13 protein-coding genes and 1 pseudogene are annotated in these 15,483 nt (G+C 43.7%); 10 read left to right on the top strand and 4 right to left on the bottom strand.

All coding sequences use genetic code 11. The features are described 5' to 3' along the window. Positions 1 to 106: 106 nt before the first annotated feature. The 3 genes from V7L01_RS19130 to V7L01_RS19120 all read right to left on the bottom strand — a co-directional run bounded on the left by V7L01_RS19130 (position 107) and on the right by V7L01_RS19120 (position 2,879). The gene (locus tag V7L01_RS19130) at positions 107 to 823 is read right to left on the bottom strand and encodes a pirin family protein (RefSeq protein ID WP_335037359.1); all 717 of its coding nucleotides are present in this window, start codon (positions 821 to 823) and stop codon (positions 107 to 109) included. Positions 824 to 1,136: 313 nt separating this feature from the next. Further along, positions 1,137 to 1,709, bottom strand: coding sequence for a DNA starvation/stationary phase protection protein Dps (dps, locus tag V7L01_RS19125; RefSeq protein WP_335037358.1), 573 nt, complete (start codon positions 1,707 to 1,709; stop codon positions 1,137 to 1,139). Between the two features lie 117 nt (positions 1,710 to 1,826). Beyond that, complete coding sequence (locus V7L01_RS19120; RefSeq protein WP_335037357.1) at positions 1,827 to 2,879, bottom strand: aldo/keto reductase; 1,053 nt, start codon at positions 2,877 to 2,879, stop codon at positions 1,827 to 1,829. 29 nt (positions 2,880 to 2,908) lie between these two features. Here V7L01_RS19120 and V7L01_RS19115 point away from each other — a divergent pair, with 29 nt between their 5' ends. The 7 genes and pseudogenes from V7L01_RS19115 (at position 2,909) to V7L01_RS19085 (ending at position 11,828) form a co-directional block, all read left to right on the top strand. Further along, positions 2,909 to 3,079, top strand: coding sequence for a hypothetical protein (locus V7L01_RS19115; RefSeq protein ID WP_335037356.1), 171 nt, complete (start codon positions 2,909 to 2,911; stop codon positions 3,077 to 3,079). 222 nt (positions 3,080 to 3,301) lie between these two features. Next, positions 3,302 to 3,400 (top strand): annotated as a pseudogene (locus V7L01_RS19110) (Uma2 family endonuclease); the annotation flags it as partial. 86 nt (positions 3,401 to 3,486) lie between these two features. Then, a complete protein-coding gene (locus tag V7L01_RS19105; protein WP_335037354.1) occupies positions 3,487 to 3,894 on the top strand; it encodes a thiol-disulfide oxidoreductase DCC family protein in 408 nt (135 codons plus the stop codon). Between the two features lie 282 nt (positions 3,895 to 4,176). After that, entirely contained in the window at positions 4,177 to 6,024 is a 1,848-nt protein-coding gene (gene treZ, locus V7L01_RS19100; protein ID WP_335037485.1) for a malto-oligosyltrehalose trehalohydrolase, read from the top strand. Positions 6,025 to 6,560: 536 nt separating this feature from the next. Beyond that, on the top strand, positions 6,561 to 9,359 hold the full coding sequence (gene treY / locus V7L01_RS19095; RefSeq protein ID WP_335037352.1) for a malto-oligosyltrehalose synthase: 2,799 nt from the start codon (positions 6,561 to 6,563) through the stop codon (positions 9,357 to 9,359). Positions 9,360 to 9,584: 225 nt separating this feature from the next. After that, positions 9,585 to 11,102, top strand: coding sequence for a trehalase family glycosidase (locus V7L01_RS19090; RefSeq protein ID WP_335037350.1), 1,518 nt, complete (start codon positions 9,585 to 9,587; stop codon positions 11,100 to 11,102). Positions 11,103 to 11,207: 105 nt separating this feature from the next. After that, on the top strand, positions 11,208 to 11,828 hold the full coding sequence (locus V7L01_RS19085; protein WP_335037348.1) for a Uma2 family endonuclease: 621 nt from the start codon (positions 11,208 to 11,210) through the stop codon (positions 11,826 to 11,828). A gap of 255 nt (positions 11,829 to 12,083) precedes the next feature. On the opposite strand, the gene V7L01_RS19080 is transcribed toward V7L01_RS19085, so the two are convergent. Then, a complete protein-coding gene (locus tag V7L01_RS19080; RefSeq protein WP_335037346.1) occupies positions 12,084 to 12,236 on the bottom strand; it encodes a hypothetical protein in 153 nt (50 codons plus the stop codon). Between the two features lie 454 nt (positions 12,237 to 12,690). Between V7L01_RS19080 and V7L01_RS19075 the strand changes: the two genes are divergently transcribed. The 3 genes from V7L01_RS19075 to V7L01_RS19065 are packed head-to-tail and all read left to right on the top strand — an operon-like array spanning position 12,691 to position 15,441. Next, positions 12,691 to 14,130 carry a nicotinate phosphoribosyltransferase gene (locus V7L01_RS19075; protein ID WP_335037344.1) on the top strand — a complete coding sequence of 480 codons (1,440 nt, stop codon included), beginning with the start codon at positions 12,691 to 12,693 and terminating at the stop codon, positions 14,128 to 14,130. 4 nt (positions 14,131 to 14,134) lie between these two features. Then, positions 14,135 to 14,734 (top strand): nicotinate-nucleotide adenylyltransferase, encoded by a 600-nt coding sequence (locus V7L01_RS19070; protein ID WP_335037483.1) that lies wholly within the window; start codon positions 14,135 to 14,137, stop codon positions 14,732 to 14,734. Beyond that, positions 14,695 to 15,441: an NUDIX hydrolase gene (locus V7L01_RS19065; protein ID WP_196526974.1), complete on the top strand. Its 747-nt coding sequence runs from the start codon at positions 14,695 to 14,697 to the stop codon at positions 15,439 to 15,441. Before V7L01_RS19070 ends, V7L01_RS19065 begins: the two co-directional genes overlap by 40 nt. Positions 15,442 to 15,483: the final 42 nt, after the last annotated feature.

Genomic DNA, 15,483 nt, shown 5'->3' with positions numbered 1-15,483 from the left:
GCAACTTTGATGGGAGAATAAGTTCGTAGTAAGGACTTTAGTCCTTGATTTGAGCGCTAAAGCGCTCACTACAAACCAAGCATTGTTGACTTGGCGGACTACTAAATTACGCTAAATCGAAAAGCAGGATTTCGCCGCCGATGTTGGTGCTAATTTCTAGCTGTTCTTCGCCGTTGATTTGCACTCCATCGCCTGCTCTGAGTTCTTCACCATTTAAGTTAACTATGCCTTGCGCTATTTGTAACCAGGCATAACGATCGGGTTTGACTTGATAATTAACAACATCACCTGACTCTAAAACAGATGTGTATAAATCAACATCTTGGTGAATTGTCACAGCACCATCGCGCCCATCTTTAGCAGCAATTAAGCGTAATTTGCCGCGCTTTTCTTCTAGAGGAAAAGATTTTTGTTCGTATCTTGGCGTTATTCCTTCTCGATCGGGAAGAATCCAGATTTGTAGCAAGTGTAATGGTTCATCTGGCGAAGGATTAAATTCACTGTGACTGATTCCAGTACCAGCGCTCATAATCTGTGCATCACCGGGACGAATCACCGAGCCAGTACCCAAGCTGTCTTTATGCTCTACAGCACCTTCTAAGACATAAGTGAGGATTTCCATGTCACGATGGCTGTGGGTAGGGAATCCAGCACCAGGGGCGATGCGATCGTCGTTAATCACTCGCAGAGAGCGAAATCCCATGCGGTTCGGATCGTAAAAACTACCGAAGGAAAATGTGTGATAACTATCGAGCCAGCCCATTTTAGCGTGACCACGGGCGTTGCGATCGTGAATTAGATGGGTAATTGTATTTTGAGACATATATTTACCTCGTTGTTAATGAGTATTTAGAGACGCGATTAATCGTACAAGAGAGGCGATGAATCGCATCTGTACAAGAGTTAGTAATCGAATGGAATTAGGATACTTTTTCACTAACCGACTAGCTTATTCAAGTTGCAGTATTAATCTTGATGTATCACTTGTCGAAGATATTTTTGAATTTTGCGACCTGCTTTTGAACTATTTCAATAGTAAAGTATATACATATAAAAGAAAAGTACGCACTTAAAAGTGGCGTACTTACTAAAAAGATACTATTAGATTTAAGAAAGACTACTTTTCTCAGAAGTACTTATTTTACACCAGCAGGGATCTTTTGAGTTTTAGTAGTAGCCGCTTTGCCATTGTCTGCCTTAATTTCTGCTACTTGCAGATGAGCTTCTAAGAACCAGAGTCGTTTGTCAATGGTGCGGGAAATTTCGGTGTAAAGGTCGGCGGTATCGAGGTCGCCTAATTCATCAGTTTTATCGATCGCTTGCCGGAGATGTTTAGCATAGAATGCATAACGATCTGACAAGGCTGTTACATGGTCTTTACCATCCAAAATATCTAAGGGATATTCTGGCAAAATTGAATTACTAGCTGCGGCGCGGGCTGTTCCAAAAGCGTATCCGCCTAAAGCTGTAACGCGTTCAGCGACCATATCGATGTATCCTTCCAATTCCCCAGCAAGCTCATCAAATAATAAGTGTAACTGGTAAAAGTCAGTACCTTTAACATTCCAGTGCGCTTGCTTTGCTTGGGTTTTCAGATCGGAAGTAGCTGCCAAAGTTTGGTTGAGAAGTACCACAATTTGCACTCGCGCTTCGGCGGGAATGTCAATGCGGGTAGGGTACAAACGTGATGTAATGCTGTTGTCGCTCATGATTCTACGTTGTTAATGCCTTTTATATCTAACTCTACAGAATTGTTTGGCTTGGCGAAACTCTCTGACGATGGATTGAATTAATGCCTGAATATGTTAAAATTTATTACTATTGAGTTAAATACGATGGTTTTCTATGGTGTTAAATGTACCACCGAAAAGGCGATCGCGAATAACATCATTGTGCAAAAAGTCATGCGGAAAACCCAGTTCAATTTGACTCACTTCGTTTAAACGTTGCAAATGTTCTGGCGAAAGGGTGATATTTAAAGAAGCTAAGTTATCTTGAAACTGCGTTAATTTACGTGCCCCAATTATCGGAATAATTACACCACTTTGAGCGTGTAACCAAGCTAATGCTACTTGTGAAGGTGTGTGTCCAATTTGGGTTGCTACTTCACTAACAACTTGCGCGATCGCTAAATTACGTTCTGAAATAGTTCCAAACGCTGGATTTACTAATCTTCCTTGTTCATCGCCTGCTTGAGGAGGCTGATTATACTTACCTGTAAGCACACCACCACCCAAAGGCGACCACGGTGTTACTGCTAAATCTAAAGCTTTAGCCATCGGTAGCAGATCGCGTTCTGGCGTTCGTTGAATTAAACTATACTCAATTTGTAGAGCGACAAACTGCGTCCATCCTTGGTATTGGGCAATGGTATTTGCTTGGGAAACGATCCAAGCGGGTGTGTCAGAAATACCGATGTAAAGTACTTTACCTTGACGGACTACATCATCAAGCGATCGCAAGATTTCTTCAATAGGTGTTGTGAAATCCCAAGCGTGCAACCAGAATAAATCAATGTAATCGGTATTCAGCCGTTTCAGGCTACTTTCTAAAGACTGGATTAAGTTTTTGCGATGGTTTCCACTGGCGTTAGGGTCGCCCTTTTTGTTATTCATCTGCAAGGGAAAGGAATATTTTGTCGCAACTACAAAGCGTTCCCGTTCTTTAGCAATCAACTCGCCGACAATTTTTTCACTGCTACCATCGGTATAACCGTTGGCGGTGTCAATGAAATTGCCGCCTGCTTCTACATAGCTATCAAAAATTTTACGGCTTTCGTCAACAGATGCACCCCAACCCCAATCTTCACCAAAGGTCATGGTTCCCAAGGAGAGTTCAGAGACTCTTAACCCGCTTTTGCCCAAGAGTTTGTATTTCATGAATATTTTCTCATTAATGAAAAAAAACTATGCGAATACCATCCCAAAAGCATGATAGCTGGAAACCAGGAGCGATGTTTAAGGATAAGTGTTTATTTGTATGGTTGTGCTATTTAAACGCAACCTTTTGCATTGTTAATGCGATCGCTTGCATTATGAATGTGGTGGCGGCCTTATTAATGCGATCGCTTGCATTATGAATGCGGTGGCGGCCTTGTTAATGCGATCGCTTGCATTATGAATGCGATCGCCTGCATTATGAATGCGGTGGCGGCCTTGTGAATGCGATCGCCTGCATTATGAATGCGGTGGCGGCCTTGTGAATGCGATCGCTTGCTTCCAAAAATTAACCCACCTTTCTGTACTTTGCAATGGCAGTCGCTACAATAAGCCTACGTTAAGTCAAAACAAGACAAGACATAATGACCTACACCTCGCCCAAACTACTTACCTTCGAGGAATTTATAGCCCAATATGGAGATAATACACGCTACGAATTAATCGACGGACAACTAAGAGACAATCGCCACGGTTTTCTAAGCTAGAATACCAAAGTTGTGTTTTAGACACATCCGACAAGTCAATTGCCTTCATAGCCGTTATTTTTATGAATTACTACGTAATCTACGACGGAAATTGTAATCTCTGCGTTACCCTGGTGCAATTGCTAGAAACCTTAGACCAAGGAAAGCTGTTTCGCTACAATCCTATGCAAGATGAGCAGACACTTTTACGGTGGGGAATTAAAGCCCAAGACTGCGAACAGGGAGTGATTTTAATTGATGGCAACGATCCTCAGAGACGTTGGCAAGGTAGTAATGCCGCTGAAGAAATTGGGCGGTTATTGCCAGCAGGAAGTATATTTGTAGACGCTTATCGAGCCTTACCGGGGATGAAGTGGGCAGGCGATCGCTTTTACGAACAAATCCGCGATAATCGCTATGCACTCTTTGGTAAGCGTTCTAATACATATCAATCGTCATACTGTGTTGATGGTAGCTGCAAGTCAACTTAAGTTAAATAGACCTTAGAAAGCGCAGCTAGACGAGGCTTTACCCACCTGCGTGGGTTTCAAAATTCCTACGTCCTGCCTGCTTATTTGTCATTAGAGAGAATTTATTCTGGTCAAAAATCCGCCTCCAGGTGCTAGCAAAAAGTCTGCTAGACCAACCATCATGCTATCTGGCGTAGTTTGTAAACATTATGCAATCAATGACATTTGCGATCGCCTACGCGGGCGAGTACGTCATCGCGCCAAAATTCGGCACAACAAACTGAACTGATGGGAGGATACTGCGTGAGAATTGGTGCTAACTACTTGGGTAACGGAGAGTGTGAATTTACAGTTTGGTCTCCGCTATTAGATGGCGTCACTGTAAAAATTTTGACGCCAGAACAGCAGTTAATTCCGCTCAAGCCTCAGTCTGAGGGATACTGGCACACGAAAGTCAACGATGTATATCCGGGCACGCTTTATCAGTATGTCTTAAATGGGCAAGACACTTTTGCCGATCCCGCATCGCAGTATCAACCGGAAGGGGTGCACGGGCCGTCTCAAATTGTCGATCAACAGTTTGAGTGGACTGATGAAGGGTGGACTGGGATTCCTGTGGAGTCGATGATTTTCTACGAACTCCATGTTGGGACTTTTACGCCTGAAGGAACTTTCACCGCCATTATTCCCCGCTTACCGGATTTGAGAGAACTGGGAATTAACGCTATTGAAATTATGCCCATCTCCCAGTTTCCGGGAGATACCCATATTGAAGCTTCTCTTGCATACCGCAACTGGGGTTATGATGGCGTTTACCCTTATGCTGTCCAAAATTCTTACGGTAGCCCAGCCGAACTGAAGCAATTAGTAAATGCTTGCCACCAACACGGAATTGCCGTAGTGCTGGATGTGGTGTATAACCACTTTGGGCCAGAAGGCAACTATATGAGTCAGTTCGCGCCCTACTTTACTAAAACCTATAAAACGCCTTGGGGCGAAGCGCTGAATTTCGACGATGCCCATAGTCAGGGTGTGCGAAATTATTTTATCCAAAATGCGCTGTATTGGTTGCGCGACTTCCACATAGATGCATTGCGACTGGATGCTATTCAAGCAATTTATGATTTGGGGGCAAAGCATTTTCTGTGGGAACTGGCGGAAGCAGTTCATCATTTTTCAGAACAAGGGCAAAAATGGAAACGCCACTTAATTGCTGAAAGCGATCTGAATAATCCCCAGATAATTCGTCCAGTAGAATTGGGTGGATATGGTCTTGATGCCCAGTGGAGTGATGATTTTCACCATTCATTGCACGCACTGTTGACAGGCGATCGCCAAGGATATTATCAAGATTTTGGGCAAACTGCTCAGTTGGCAAAAGCTTATGAAGATACTTTTGTCTACGATTGGAAGTACGCACCACACCGCAAACGATTTCATGGCGTATCTTGCCGCGATCGCCCTTTATCACAATTTGCAATCTGTATTCAAAATCACGATCAAATCGGCAACCAAATGAAAGGAGAACGCCTCAGCCAGCGAATCTCTTTTGAGGGATTAAAGTTAGCTGCTGGGGCTGTGCTACTGTCGCCCAACTTACCCCTGTTGTTCATGGGAGAAGAATATGGCGAAACAGCACCTTTCATTTACTTTGTTAGTCACTCCGATCCAGATTTAATTCAAGCAGTTCGAGCCGGACGCAGAGAAGAATTTGAAGCATTTCACTATGCAGACGATCCCCCAGATCCGGAATCGTCAGAAACTTTCCTAAAGTCTAAACTCAATTGGGAATTACATAATAACGGTAAGCACAAAGTTCTGTGGGATTGGTATCGCCAGTTAATTAATTTCCGCAAGACGCATCCAGCACTTTTGAATCAAGACCGCAACTCCATCAAAGCGACTAACGATGAAGAGAAGGAATTGGTAATCGTGCGTCGTTGGTGCGAATCAAGCGAACTAATATTTGTGATGAATTTCAATTCGTCTCCAGTCACAGTGACTCTGCCGTTTGAACAAAATGCTAATAAATTGTTAGACTCTGCTGATACCTCATGGTCTGGACATGGTTCTGAAGCTCCTGAACATCTGTCTGTGGGCCAAGAAGTAAAATTGCAACCTACTAGTTTAGTACTCTATGAAAAAGGATGAGGGGGAGAGTTAGAACTTAAAGTTTCAGATTCATAGGCTTAATGTTTGAGCAATAAGGCTTAACGTTCGAGCAATAAGGCTTAAGGTTCGAGCAAAAAAGCTTAAGGTTCGAGCAATAAGGCTTAAGGTTCAAACAATAAGGCTTAATGTTCAAGCAATAAGGCTCAACGATCGAGTAAAAAAGTTGTTTGAAAAATGGTTGGCTGTGATGTTAAGCACTTATTGATCCCCCCTAACCCCCCTTAAAAAGGGGGGAACCGGAATCAAAGTCCCCCTTTTTAAGGGGAGCCAGTGCGGTCTTCTCCCAAGGGGAGACGCCAAGGGCGATAGCGCAGCGTTAGCGAGCCTGCGAGCGTCTGGGGGTTTCCCCCATGAGCAACTGGCGTGGATTTAGGGGGATCTAGAACGTTTCACTACCGTGAAGAGGACTTTTCAAATATTCTCTAAAAGGTTCAGCGTTTATCCTCAAAACCTCATCCCCACTTTGTACAGACGCGATGAATCGCGTCTCTTCCCATTCCCCACTTAAAAAAAATATGCGAATTCCTACCGCCACTTATCGAATTCAGTTTACACCTGAGTTTGGCTTTGACAACGCCAAAGCGATCGCAGCTTATCTAGCAGATTTAGGTATTTCCGATTTGTATGCTTCTCCCATTTTCAAAGCAAGATCCGGGAGTACGCACGGCTACGATATAGTAGATGCCACTCAACTTAACCCAGAACTCGGAACTAATGAATCCTTTGATGCATTAGTTGCTGAAATTCAATCCCTTGGTATGGGCTGGTTACAAGATATTGTGCCAAACCACATGGCTTATAGCAGCGAAAACGATTACTTGATGGACGTATTGGAACACGGCCCAGATTCCAGCTATACCGATTACTTCGACCTTTCTTGGAATGCTCCTTTTGGCGATCGCCAAGAGCGAATCCTCGCGCCGTTGCTGGGAGATTTCTATGGTGCATCCCTGGAAAACGGACACATTCAACTGCAATACGAACAAAACGGTTTAACCGTCAACTATTACAGCTTAAAACTGCCGTTGCGGTTAGAATCTTACACAAAATTTATCACCCATAATCTGGGCAAACTCACGCGCACGCTGGGACGCAATCATCCCGATTTTATTAAACTATTGGGGATTCTGTATATTCTCAAAAATGTGCCCTCAGAAGTTGCAGGAAAACAGCGACAAGACCAAATCGCATTTATTAAAGGATTGGTTTGGGAACTCTACACCACAAACGACACCATCCGCGAGTTCATTGACGAAAATCTCCAAACTTTCAACGGAGAACCAGGTAATTCAGAAAGCTTTAACCTCCTAGATGAATTACTGAATGACCAGTTTTACCGCCTCGCCTTCTGGAAAGTTGGCGCGGAAGAAATGAACTACCGCCGTTTCTTTACTGTCAACGAACTGATTTCCGTTAAAGTTGAAGAAGTGCGGGTTTTTAATAATACCCACAGCTTAATTCAAAAGCTGGTTGAAGAAGGCAAATTTACAGGTTTACGGATTGACCATATTGATGGGCTTTATAACCCAATCCAGTATTTAGAAAGGCTGCGAGAAAAGACGGGAGATGTTTATATCACCGTCGAGAAGATTTTAGAACTCACCGAAGAATTGCCGGAAAACTGGGCAATCGAAGGAACGTCTGGATATGACTTTCTCAACTATGTAAATGGCGTATTTTGTCAAACAGAAAATGAATCATCCTTCGATAAAATTTACCAAAACTTTATTAGTTCCAGAGTAGATTATGCCTCGGTAGTGAAGGATAAAAAACACTTAATTTTGGAAAAGAATTTAGCAGGTGATATTGACAATCTGGCACTTTTATTAAAGAACGTTTCCAGCAAATATCGCTATGGCAATGATTTTACACTGAATGGATTAAAAAGAGCGATCGCCGAAGTTTTGACACTGTTCCCGATTTACCGTACCTACATTACACCCGATGGAATTGGAGATAGCGATCGCGCTACCATTCAAGAAGTAATTCGCCAAGCCAAAGAACAAGCGCCCCTGTTGCAGAACGAACTGACCTTTATTGAGAAGTTAATGCTGCTAGAGTTTGATAATTCTCTGACTCAAACAGAACGCGAACAGTGGATATATTTTGTCTTGCGGATGCAGCAATACAGCGGGCCGTTGATGGCAAAAGGCGTAGAAGACACCACATTATATGTTTACAATCGGTTGCTGTCACTGAATGAAGTGGGGGGAAATCCCGGTCATTTTGGCATCGACTTAGCCAAATTTCATACCTTTAACAAACAGCACCAAGAAACCTGGCCTCACACAATGAACACCACAGCTACCCACGACACCAAACGCGGCGAAGATGTGCGGGCCAGATTGAATATCCTCTCAGAAATCCCCGAAGAATGGGATCGGCAGGTAAATACCTGGAGTGCCATGAATCGAGGACATCGTAGCCATCGCCACGGGTTTGCTATGCCCGATCGCAACGACGAGTATTTTCTCTATCAAACCTTGGTAGGGGCGTTTCCCTTTGCAGAACACGAACATGCATCCTTCGTGGAACGGGTGAAAGACTATATAATTAAAGCAATTCGAGAAGCGAAAGTGCATACAGCATGGTTGCGGCCTGATAGCGAGTACGAAGAAGCTTGTACCTCCTTTATTGAGAAAGTACTCGACCCTTCCCTCTCCGGAGAATTTCTGGAAGCCTTTCGTCCCTTTCAACAGCGAATTGCAGAGTATGGTATCTTCAATTCCCTTTCCCAAACTCTACTGAAGATTACCGCCCCCGGCGTACCCGATTTATACCAAGGAACGGAACTTTGGGAACTAAGTCTAGTCGATCCAGATAATCGCCGTCCCGTAGATTTTGAACAGCGGCGCACCTACTTAAGCGCCATCCGCGAACAGGTGAAAACCGACACTCTGGGTTTGATTCAAGAGTTGCTGAGTGATAAAACCGATGGCAGAATCAAACTGTTTTTAACGGCTCAATTACTCCAAGCTAGAACAAACTATGTCTCATTATTCCAGGACGGCGACTATCTCCCCTTAGAAGTTCAGGGAACCTACGCCAATCACATAATCGCCTTTGCGCGACGGGAAGGGAATCAAACAGCGATCGCGATCGCGCCTCGCTTTTTAACAAACCTCATCCAGCCAGGAGAAAACCCCTTGGGCGATTCAGTATGGCAAGATACGCACCTGCTACTACCCCCTGGAACTTCCCTCACCTGGAAAAACGTCCTAACTCAGGAACCCTTAGAGGCCACAGAAACCCTATCTATCGCAACAGCCCTCACCCATTTCCCAGTTGCCCTCTTAATCAGCACTGCCGAGTAAAAACGTAAATCCATCCTACGCAGAGAGAAACTGATAAAACCTCTGCGTTTAAAAAAAATCGTATTGCTGAATCAAGGGATGATTCTTGTGGGGTGGGCATCCTGCCCGCCCAGAGATATAAGGGGCGGGCAAGGTGCCCATCTTACAAAAGCAGCAAAATAATCCCGCAAATATGCAACGCCAAAAAATAATTCCAAACTCTGCAACACCCCGTCAAATTAAATTATGACCACTCCCCTAGCACTTACCACCGCGCAGATAAACAAAGTGCGCTTCCATATCAAAAAAACGTGGAAAACCTTAACGCGATCGCACGAACACCTATTACAATCTGCCAAAGATACCAAACTAGACCACAAAACCGACACTCCCTGGATTGTCTACATTTCCCCCTTAGAAGATTATCCCAACATTCAGCGTGTGTTAGAGCGATCGCTATATCCCAAAGATATGCAACAGCTACAAATTCGCACTTTGCCGTCAGAAGTGGAAGCGATTAAAGAGCATGGCTTACTATACCTACCAGGCCCTTATGTCGTACCAGGTGGTCGATTTAACGAAATGTATGGCTGGGACAGCTACTTTATATTACTGGGACTTTTGCACGATGAAGAATGGGAGCTAGCGCAAAGCCAGGTTGACCAATTATTGTACCAGGTGAAGCATTACGGCACTATCCTCAATGCCAACCGGACTTATATGCTGTCGCGATCGCAGCCTCCAGTCCTCAGCATGATGGTTTTGGCATTATTCCAGCACACCCAGGATGAAGAGTGGTTGAGGTCAACCGTCCCACTGCTAGAACAATTTTACTATTACTGGGTAGTACCGCCCCATTTGAATCCCGGAACCGGTTTATCCAGATTTTATGCCTTTGGGGAAGGCCCCGCGCCAGAAGTTGTGTTCTCCGAACGCGATGACGAGGGAAAAAGCCACTACGATCGCGTCAAGGAATATTACCAAACCTTTGAGGTTGAAGATTACGACGTTAATCTTTACTACGATCGCGAAAATGACAAACTGACCCACCTATTTTACAAGGGCGATCGCACCATGCGCGAGTCCGGTTTTGATATCACCAACCGATTTGGCCCCTTCAGTGCTGATATCCTCCACTACGCTCCTGTCTGCCTCAACACTTTGCTATATCAGGTAGAACAAGACTTGGCGCAAATTAACAATATTTTGGGGAACGAACAACTAGAAAAACAATGGCGCGATCGTGCAGATATCCGCCGCGATCGGATCGATCAATTTCTTTGGGATGAAGAACGAGGACTCTATTTCGACTATCACTTCCAGAGTGGAAAACACCGCCGCTACGAATTTGCTACCACATTTTATCCTCTGTGGCTGGGAATTTCTTCTCAAGCCCAAGCCCAGCGCGTCGTGGAAAATCTCTCTGTGTTTGAAGCCCCAGGCGGAATTCTTACCAGTACTCATATCACCGGGAACCAGTGGGATGCTCCCTTCGGTTGGGCACCATTGACGTTCATTGCTGTCCAGGGACTTCACCGTTATGGGTTTCATACAGAAGGCGATCGCATTGCCAATAAATTCCTGGCTATGGTAATTAAAGAATTTGAGCGTCACAACACCCTAGTTGAAAAATATGATGTTGAACGCTGTTCTGCCAACGTTTCCGACGAAATTTCCTTTGGATATAGTTCTAACGAAGTTGGTTTCGGCTGGACAAATGGAGTCATTCTAGAACTTTTAGCAGGCGGTGGGAAAAAAGTTTAAATAAAAAGAAAGGCGTGAGGAAAAAACTCACGCTTTTATCTTAAGTAGGTGGGTTGAATTATATTAGGACTTACGCATACTCTACGATTCTTGGGAATAATCACAATGGTTCAATCAGCCCCAAAAATTCTAACCGTTGATGAATTTATTAGCCAGTACGGTGAGTGCGATCGCTATGAACTAATTGATGGTGAATTAATTGAGATGGAACCAACCGGCCCACACGAGCAAGTATCTGCATTGATTGGCCGAAAACTGAATGTAGAAATCGATCGTCAGGATCTAAGCTACTTTATCCCCCATCGCTGTCTCATCAAACTATTAGGAACAGAAACAGCTTTTCGTCCCGATGCGATCGTGTTAGACCAAACTGAATTAATTAATGAACCATTATGGCAACAACAACCTGTAATTACATCAGGAAACTCAATCAAACTGATTGCGGAAGTTGTCAGCACAAATTGGCAGAACGATTACGCCCGTAAGGTTGAAGATTACGCCTTATTAGGAGTTCCTGAATATTGGATTGTTGATTATCTGGGTATTGGTGGCAGAGAATATATTGGCAAACCCAAACAGCCAACGTTGACAATTTGTACTCTAATAGAGGATGAGTATCAAAAAGAGTTGTTTCAAAACAATGAGCAACTTATTTCCTCAATCTTTCCCAACTTACAACTAACCGCACAACAAATCTTTATCGCTGGGCGATCTGTTGCCACATAGTCTATATCAATTGCAACTCTGATTGTTATCTAATTTTTGCAAGATATCTATTCATCAGGAGCCAGAATGCAGAATGAATTGGATAGTGGCGTATTGCAATACGCCACTACTTTTGAATAAAAGGGTTTAAGTACGGAGCTAAATCTACAATTTCCTAGTTTTCTATTATATGGTTTACCTGAATTCTCCAGTAATTGCCCCCGCCTGAATTCTGAATTTTAACTCCTGTATTATTTATTAACGCTGTATCAGCACCTAATTATTATCATCTTTACGCTTATCGTAAGGTTCACCTGTAAAAGGTTGTACGCCTGTAGCAGGATAAGCGTCATCATTAGGCCCAAAAATCCGCATTGCAGCTTCAGAAATATACTGGGTTATGTTCGCAATGATTTGGGAAATAGCCATAATATTGGACTCCTTATTTTTGAGTCGCTTTAATTGTGCTACCTATACTCTAATACTGATATACAAGGCTGGCTCCTATTCTCAATATATCGAGAATATATGCAATGTTTATTCAGATAACTTCGCAATACTTTAGCTTGTCAAAAAATCAAACTTTTCCCTTTGATTCTAATTGTAACAGAGTTGTTTCTCCAACTCCAGTTGGGAAAAGAGCCAAGCAAAACAAACTTTCTCTGACAGGATATTGTTTCCCTTCATTAGCCGCCTTATTTGATTAACATTATTGCTAGCTATTACTATTAAAGAATATTAAGTATTTTATAAAGTTAGTATTAATTTGCCTATAAACCTACTGTTCTACGGCAACCTCAGAAAATATACTTGTCGGGAGTTGACATTATTTATGGTAAATATTACCATAAATAGAAGAAGCATCTTGTAAGGAACCTCTTGCATGACAACTTTTTTGCCAGATTTGGACTATGTACATAAACAGCAAAGCCAGCAGAACCAGGAACTAAACTTCTCTGCGGATGACTACAGCTTACTGACCGACCTTTACCAGTTAACAATGGCAGCTTGTTACACAGGCGAAGGTATAGAAGAGCGACGAGCAAGCTTTGAGTTGAGTGTTAGGCGATTGCCAGAGGGTTTTGGTTATTTAATTGCAATGGGGCTGACGCAGGCGTTGGAATATTTAGCCAAATTCCGCTTTAGTTCCGCGCAAATTGCCGCATTACAGGCAACGGGAATTTTTGCTCACGCAGGCGATCGCTTTTGGTCACTTTTAGCTGAGGGAAAATTTACGGGTGATGTTTGGGCAGTACCAGAAGGGACGGCTGTATTTGCCAATCAACCACTGTTGCGGGTGGAAGCACCCCTTTGGCAAGCGCAACTAGTGGAAACTTACCTGCTGAATACGATTAATTACCAGACTTTGATTGCCACAAAAGCAGCAAGGTTGCGTGATGTCGCGGGGGAATCAGCAACACTTTTAGAATTTGGCACAAGACGAGCATTTAGTCCCCAAGGGTCTTTGTGGGCGGCGCGGGCGGCGTTGGCAGGTGGTTTAGATTCCACTTCTAATGTGTTAGCAGCGCTACAACTAGGACAACAGCCAAGTGGTACTATGGCACACGCTCTGGTGATGGCGTTGTCAGCAATAGAAGGCACTGAAGAACAAGCTTTTAGTGCATTTCATCGATATTTTCCGGGTGCGCCATTGCTGATTGATACTTACGATACCATTGCTGCTGCCGAGCGCTTATCCGAAAAAGTAAATTCCGGGGAAATGCAATTAACAGGAGTGAGATTGGACTCAGGAGATTTAGTTACCTTATCAAAACAGGTGCGATCGCTCCTTCCCGGTGTGCCAATTTTTGCTAGTGGCGACTTGGATGAGTGGGAAATTGCCAGATTAAAAGCTGCTGGGGCCGAAATTGATGGTTACGGACTGGGAACGCGACTAGTTACAGGTTCGCCTGTCAATGGAGTCTATAAACTTGTAGACATTGATGGCATCCCAGTGATGAAGCAGTCTAGTGGCAAAGTTACTTATCCAGGACGCAAGCAGATTTTTCGCTCGTTTACGGGAGGTAAGGTAAAAGCAGACAGATTGGGACTCTTAGGTGAAATTCCTCAAGAAGAAGAACCTTTGTTGCAGTTAGTAGTGCAGGAGGGTCAACGGGTACAACCGTTAGAGTCTTTGGCAACAATTCGTCAACGTACCGCCGCCTCAGTTGCTAGTTTGCCACAGGAAACACGGCGTTTGAACGATCCTGTCTCGATGCAGGTGGGGATTTCTGAGGGGTTACGGGTGTTAACTGAAGAAACTAAGAAACGAACCGCCAAGGACGCATTCACGAAGTGTCTCGAAGAGAAGGACGCAAAGTAAGATGATGAGAGTTGCTTTGTTTGGAACTAGTGCCGATCCACCAACTGCTGGACATCAAAAAATTCTGAGTTGGTTGTCTGAGCGTTATGATTGGGTAGCGGTTTGGGCAGCAGATAATCCATTTAAGTCCCATCAAACACCTTTGGAACATCGGGCGGCAATGTTGCGACTGTTGATTACGGATATAGATGCGCCACGGCACAATATTGCTTTGGAACAAGAATTGAGTAGCTTCAGAACGCTGGAAACAGTGGAAAAAGCGAAGCTTATTTGGGGTGAGGACGCTGAATTGACGTTGATTATTGGTTCAGATTTACTGACTCAGCTACCACGTTGGTATCGCATTGAAGATTTGTTACAGCAAGTGCAACTACTGATCGTACCGCGACCGGGATATGCAATAGATGAGTCTAGTTCAGAGGTAGTGCAAAAGCTGGGGGGGAAGATTGCGATCGCTAGTCTGACCGGTCTAGATGTTTCCTCAACAGCGTACCGCGAACATGGAGATTCTCAAGCCCTCACAGCCCCTGTAGTTGCCTATATTAATCAAGAGCATTTGTACGAATGCCAGGACGTTCACAAAAAAAGATACCAACTCCGTTAAACCAACAACCTTTGGCCGATTTCAAGGTTGGTGTTGATAATGTAATTTTTTCTGTAGATACTGTACAAAATCGGCTGTTAGTTCTACTCGTAATGCGACAGCAAGAACCATTTCTAAATCATTGGAGTCTTCCCGGTACTTTGGTACGTCCAGGAGAGTCTTTAGAAGATGCCGCCTATCGCATTATGGCAGAGAAAATTAAGGTCAACAATCTCTATTTAGAACAACTCTATACTTTTGGCGGGCCGAATCGCGATCCACGGGAAGCAACTGATAGTTATGGTGTGCGTTATCTATCAGTTAGTTACTTTGCCCTAGTGCGATTTGAAGAAGCCGAATTAATTGCCGATCGCATGACTGGCATCGCTTGGTATCCAGTCAAAGAAGTGCCGCAATTAGCTTTTGACCATAATGAAATTCTGGCTTATGGGCACAGGCGATTGCGAAATAAATTAGAGTATAGTCCGGTGGCTTTTGAAGTTTTGCCAGAAATGTTCACGTTGAATGATTTATATCAGTTATACGCCACAGTTTTAGGTGATAACTTTTCCGATTATTCTAATTTTCGAGCGCGTCTACTCAAGTTAGGTTTTTTATGCGATACCGGAATTAAGGTATCACGAGGTGCTGGTCGTCCGGCTAGTTTGTATAAGTTTGACGCCGAAGCTTTTGCTCCCTTAAAAGATAAACCTTTGGTGTTTATTTAATCAATCACTTTTCAGAGTCCAAATTCCTGTAATACCCTTCGG

Source organism: Nostoc sp., from assembly GCF_036917095.1.
GTDB lineage: Bacteria > Cyanobacteriota > Cyanobacteriia > Cyanobacteriales > Nostocaceae > Nostoc.
This window is presented reverse-complemented; position numbering and strand designations above follow the sequence as displayed.